This window comes from Cellulosimicrobium cellulans (genome assembly GCF_001722485.1).
GTDB lineage: Bacteria > Actinomycetota > Actinomycetes > Actinomycetales > Cellulomonadaceae > Cellulosimicrobium > Cellulosimicrobium cellulans_A.
The window spans coordinates 1-5,119 of the sequence record NZ_LWGL01000202.1 but is presented as its reverse complement, the minus strand read 5'-3'; the positions used below and the strand labels follow the sequence as shown (position 1 = coordinate 5,119).

The following is a 5,119-nucleotide window of genomic DNA, read 5'->3' as shown; positions in this document are numbered from 1 at the left end:
GGCGGCCTCGCTCCTGCTCGCCTACCCCGACGACGACGTGCTCGCCGCCGCCGCGGCGGTGCGGCCCGCGCTCCCCGGGCTGCCCGCCCCCGTGGCCGAGCGCCTGGGCGCGTTCTGCGACGTGCTCGACGCCGCGGCGTCGGGCGCCACGCCCGACCAGGGCGGGTTGCGGGAGCTCCAGGCGCGGTACGTCGCGACGTTCGACCTCAAGCGCAAGTGCTCGATGTACCTGTCGTACTACGCCGCCGGCGACACCCGGCGGCGCGGGCTCGCGCTCGTCCGGTTCGTCGAGGCCTACCGCGCCGCCGGCTGGGAGCTCGCCGCCCGCACCACCGCGGGCGGGCCCGAGCTGCCCGACTACCTCCCGACCGTGCTCGAGTTCTCCGCGCGCACCACCGGCGACGACGCCGCCATCGCCGCCGGGCTGCTCGGCGCCCACCGCGACGGCATCGAGGTCCTACGCGCCGCGCTCGCCGACCTCGGCTCCCCGTGGGCCGGCGTCGTCGAGGCCGTGTGCCTCACCCTCCCGCCGCTCGACGACGCGACCGCGCGACGCTACGAGGCGCTCGTCACGGCCGGACCGCCCAGCGAGATGGTCGGGCTCGAGGGGATGCAGGGCGTCGACGGCCTCGTGCCGTTCGGGCCCGCGGACACGGCGGCGAGAGGAGCACGACGATGAGCGGCGTGAGCGCGGGCGAGGTCCTGCTGTGGGTCGTGCTGCCGTACGTGACGTTCGCGATGCTCGTCGTCGGGTCCGTCTGGCGGTACCGGTACGACAAGTTCGGGTGGACCACACGGTCCAGCGAGCTCTACGAGAACCGGCTCCTGCGGCTCGGGTCGCCGCTGTTCCACTTCGGCCTGCTGTTCGTCGTCCTCGGGCACTTCCTCGGCCTCGTCGTCCCGCGCTCCTGGACCGAGGCCGTCGGCATCAGCGAGGGCTTCTACCACTTCATCGCGACGTCGATGGGGTCCGTCGCCGCCGTCGTCGCCGTCGCCGGGCTGCTCATCCTCGTCTACCGCCGCCGCACCACCGGGCCCGTGTTCCTCGCGACGACGCGCATGGACAAGACCATGTACGCCTTCCTCGCCGCGTCCATCCTCACCGGCGCCTGGGCCACCGTGCAGACCCAGATCCTCGCCGGCGGGCACGGCTACGACTACCGGCAGACCATCTCCCCCTGGTTCCGCTCCCTCTGGTACCTCCAGCCGCAGCCCGAGCTCATGGCCGGCGTGCCCGCCGCGTTCCAGGTACACATCATCACCGCGATGCTGCTGTTCGCCCTGTGGCCGTTCACCCGGCTCGTGCACGCGTTCTCCGCGCCCGTGCCCTACCTGTTCCGGCCGTACGTCGTGTACCGGTCGCGCGACGCGTCCGTGGCGTCGCGGGCGCCGCGGCCCGGGTGGGACCCGACCGCTCCTCCTCGCCGCCGCTGACCTACGACGACACCTCGGCGTGACCGTGCCGTGCGGGTGAAAACCCGGTGCCGGCGCCCCTGGCCGCCGCCCGTACGCCTCCTTCCAGGAGCGGCCACCCCGACCGCTCCCACCCCTGGAGGAGGTTCCACCATGTTCAGCACGGCCCCGACGCCCGCGCCCGCCGGCCCCCACCCCGCCGTCCCACCGGCCCCCACGACGCGCCGCCTCGTCGCCGCCGTCACGGGCCGCGTCGACACGGCGGTCGCCGCGACCGCACGGTTCCTGACCCGGTGGTCCGTGCCGGCGCTCCGCGTCGCGCTCGGCCTCGTCTTCCTCTGCTTCGGCGTCCTCAAGTTCGTCCCCGGCGCCAGCCCCGCCGAGGAGATCGCCGCACGCACCGTCGAGACGCTGACGTTCGGGCTCGTCGGCGGGACGGCCGCGGTGCTCCTCACGGCGGTCCTGGAGACTCTCATCGGCCTGTGCCTCGTCACCGGCCGGTTCCTCAAGGTCGGGCTCGTCGCCCTCGCCGTCGCCCTGGTCGGCATCCTCTCCCCGGTCGTCCTCTTCACGAGCGACCTCTTCGGCCACGGGATGACGCTCCTCGGCCAGTACGTCCTCAAGGACGTCGCGCTCGTCGCCGGTGCAGCCGTCGTCGCCGCCGTCGCCCTCGGCGCGCGCCTGAAGCTCGAGGCATGACCGCACCCCCCGACGCCACCACGAGGCCCCCCGACCGTCGCACGGTCGGGGGGCTTCGTCGTCCGTCAGAGCGGGAGGGTCAGGTAGACGCTGTTCGGGTCGTCGGTGTAGTCCGCGAAGGGCGGGCACGCGACGAAGCCGTGGCGGGCGTACAGACGGCGGGCCGCCGCGAAGTAGTCCTCCGCGCCCGTCTCGAGGCTGACGCGGGCGAGCCCCTGGTCGCGGGCGACGTCGAGCAGGGACGTCAGGACCGCCGTCGCGACACCGCGCCCGCGGGCCGCGGCGGTCGTGCGCATCGACTTGAGCTCGCCGAGGACGGCTTCGTGCCGCTTGAGGGCGCCGCAGCCGAGCAGCGTGCCCTCGGCGTCGCGCGCGGTGACGAACGTGATCTCCGGGACGCGCAACCGCCCCACGTCCAGCGCATGGACGCTCTCCGGCGGCGACGTCGCGAACATGTCGTCGAGGTGCTCCTGCAGCAGGGCCAGCACGTCGTCGCGCTCCGGGGGCTCCACCGCGACGACGACGCGTCCCCTCCCGGCGGGAAGCGTACGGTCCGGGTCGGGAGCAGTCGTCGTCTCGGTCACGGGTCGAGGGTGCCACACGTGCCGGTCCGGACCAGCCCCGACGACGCCCGTCGCCCGCGCTTCGCAGTCGGGCGCTGCGTGCCCAACCGAGCGCTGCGTCTCCGACCGAGCGCTGCGTCTGTGGACGCAGCACTCGAGCGAAGACGCGTCGCTCGACCGAACCACGCCGTGGCGCGACAGGTGCGCGAACCCTCGGCCACACCCGCACATCCGCAGGTGCGGGGATATGCTCGCGATCGTGCCGCACTATCGGATCAGCCAGGCCGCGAGCCTGCTCGGGGTGAGCGACGACACCGTGCGCCGGTGGGTCGACGCCGGCGAGATCGTCGCGAGCGCCGACGACGCCGGGCGCAAGGTGGTCGACGGCGCGGAGCTGGCGCGGTTCGCCGCCGACCAGGCGCGGCCCGTCCCCGACCCGTCCGGGGTGGCGCGGTCGGCCCGCAACCGGTTCGTCGGGCTCGTCACCGCTGTCGTGAGCGACCGCGTCATGTCGCAGGTCGAGATGCTCTGCGGCGGGCAGCGCGTCGTGTCGCTCATGAGCACCGAGGCGGTGCGCGAGCTCGACCTGCAGCCGGGCAGCCTCGCCGTCGCCGTGGTCAAGGCGACCAACGTCGTCGTCGAGACGCCCGGCGGCGCCGCGTGAGCGACCCCCCCGCCCGCCCGGCACCGGTCGCCCGACGGCGCGCCCTCACCGCTGGCCGGCCCGTCACCCGTGCACGACGACGGACGGTCGCCGGGCTCGCCGTCTCGGCTCTCGTCGCGGTGACCGCCGCGTGCGGCACGACGGGTGCCGGCGGCGACCCTGCGTCGTCGGGCACCGAGGAACGCACGCTCACCGTGCTCGCCGCCGCCTCGTTGCGCGACGTGTTCACCCAGCTCGCGGCCGACTTCGAGGCCGAGCACGAGGGCGTGACGGTCGCGCTGTCGTCCGCCGGGTCGTCGGACCTCGCGGACCAGGTCCTCGCGGGCGCCCCGGCCGACGTCCTCGCGACCGCGGACGAGCGGACCATGGAGCGCGTCGTCGAGGCGGGCGACGCGAGCGACCCGGTCGTGTTCGCGACGAACACGCTGACGGTCGTGACGCCGCCGGGGAACCCCGCCGGGATCGACGGCCTCGCGGACCTGGAGCGCGCCGACGTGCGCGTCGTCGTGTGCGCCCCGCAGGTGCCGTGCGGTGCCGCGACGGACGCGATCGAGGGCGCGGCGGGCGTGGCGATCCACCGCGTGAGCGAGGAGGCCAGCGTCACCGACGTGCTCGGGAAGGTCACGTCGGGCGAGGCCGACGCGGGCCTCGTCTACGTCACCGACGCGGCGCTCGCGGGCGACGACGTCACGGTCGTCGACGTGCCCGAGGCCGCCGCGGTGGTCACCACGTACCCGGTCGCCGTCGTGGCCGCCGCCGAGGACGGCGGGCCGGACCAGGTCGCGCTCGCGCGGGCGTGGGTCGACCTCGTCACGGGCGACGCCGGCCGCGCCGCCCTCGCCGACGCGGGCTTCGGGCTGCCGTGACGCCCGGTCCTGCGCCCGGGGACCGCTGATGCGGTCGCTCCCCCGATGGGTCCTCGTCCCGGCGGTGCTCGGCGCGCTGTTCGTCGTCGTGCCGCTCGCGGCGATGGTGGCCCGCGTCGACGTCGCGCCCGGACGCGACGGCACGGGCGGCCTGTGGGCGCTCGTCACGTCACCGGCGTCGCTCGACGCGCTCGGGCTGTCGCTGCGGACGTCGCTCGTCGCCACGGCGTGCTGCGTCGTGCTCGGCGCGCCGATGGCGCTCGTCCTGGCCCGCGCGACGTTCCCCGGCCGCCGCGTCGCGCGCGCCCTCGTGCTGCTCCCGCTCGTCCTGCCGCCCGTCGTCGGCGGCATCGCCCTGCTCTACACGTTCGGCCGGCGCGGCCTCGTCGGGCAGCACCTCGAGGTGCTCGGGGTCGAGATCGCGTTCACGACGACGGCCGTCGTCATGGCGCAGGTGTTCGTCGCGCTGCCGTTCCTCGTGCTGAGCCTCGAGGGCGCGCTGCGCACGCAGGACACGCGCCTCGAGGACGTCGCCGCGACGCTCGGCGCCCGCCCGACGACCGTGCTGCGCCGCGTGACGCTCCCCCGCGTGCTGCCCGCGCTCGCGTCCGGCGCCGTCCTCGCGTTCGCCCGCGCGCTCGGCGAGTTCGGCGCGACGATCACGTTCGCCGGCGCGCTGCAGGGCGTCACCCAGACGCTGCCGCTCGAGATCTACCTGCAGCGCAGCGCCGACCCCGACGCCGCGGTCGCGCTCTCGCTCGTCCTCGTCGTCGTCGCCGTGGTCATCACGGCGGCCGTCCACGGCCCCGGGCTGCTCGACGGCGCGGCTCGACGCCCGGCTCCACGTCGGCGCGCGCGGTCGGTCGCGGTGGAGGCGGCCCCGGACGCGACGGCGGGCGACGCCGCCCGGACGC

The 5,119-nt window shown here is 75.5% G+C and carries 7 protein-coding genes; 6 read left to right on the top strand and 1 reads right to left on the bottom strand.

Going from position 1 to position 5,119, the window contains the following annotated elements; translation table 11 throughout:
* The 3 genes from narJ to JZ5iCDA_RS15480 form a co-directional block, all read left to right on the top strand.
* Positions 1-679, top strand: a 679-nt coding sequence (gene narJ / locus JZ5iCDA_RS15490; protein WP_069387963.1) for a nitrate reductase molybdenum cofactor assembly chaperone, incomplete at its 5' end; no start/stop codon positions are given.
* Entirely contained in the window at positions 676-1,434 is a 759-nt protein-coding gene (gene narI / locus JZ5iCDA_RS15485) for a respiratory nitrate reductase subunit gamma (protein WP_069387962.1), read from the top strand. The genes narJ and narI, both read left to right, overlap by 4 nt.
* Positions 1,435-1,566: 132 nt before the next feature.
* Complete coding sequence (locus JZ5iCDA_RS15480) at positions 1,567-2,112, top strand: DoxX family protein (protein ID WP_083260069.1); 546 nt, start codon at positions 1,567-1,569, stop codon at positions 2,110-2,112.
* A gap of 65 nt (positions 2,113-2,177) precedes the next feature.
* Here the strand turns inward: JZ5iCDA_RS15480 and JZ5iCDA_RS15475 are convergent, their stop codons facing one another.
* Entirely contained in the window at positions 2,178-2,624 is a 447-nt protein-coding gene (locus tag JZ5iCDA_RS15475) for a GNAT family N-acetyltransferase (protein ID WP_436967413.1), read from the bottom strand.
* 310 nt (positions 2,625-2,934) lie between these two features.
* Here JZ5iCDA_RS15475 and JZ5iCDA_RS15470 point away from each other — a divergent pair, with 310 nt between their 5' ends.
* The 3 genes from JZ5iCDA_RS15470 to JZ5iCDA_RS15460 form a co-directional block, all read left to right on the top strand.
* A complete protein-coding gene (locus JZ5iCDA_RS15470; protein ID WP_069387965.1) occupies positions 2,935-3,339 on the top strand; it encodes a TOBE domain-containing protein in 405 nt (134 codons plus the stop codon).
* Positions 3,336-4,205, top strand: a complete 870-nt coding sequence (gene modA, locus JZ5iCDA_RS15465) for a molybdate ABC transporter substrate-binding protein (RefSeq protein ID WP_253182122.1) — start codon at positions 3,336-3,338, stop codon at positions 4,203-4,205. Before JZ5iCDA_RS15470 ends, modA begins: the two co-directional genes overlap by 4 nt.
* A 28-nt stretch (positions 4,206-4,233) precedes the next feature.
* The coding region (locus JZ5iCDA_RS15460; protein WP_139123153.1) for an ABC transporter permease at positions 4,234-5,119 on the top strand (886 nt) is incomplete at its 3' end.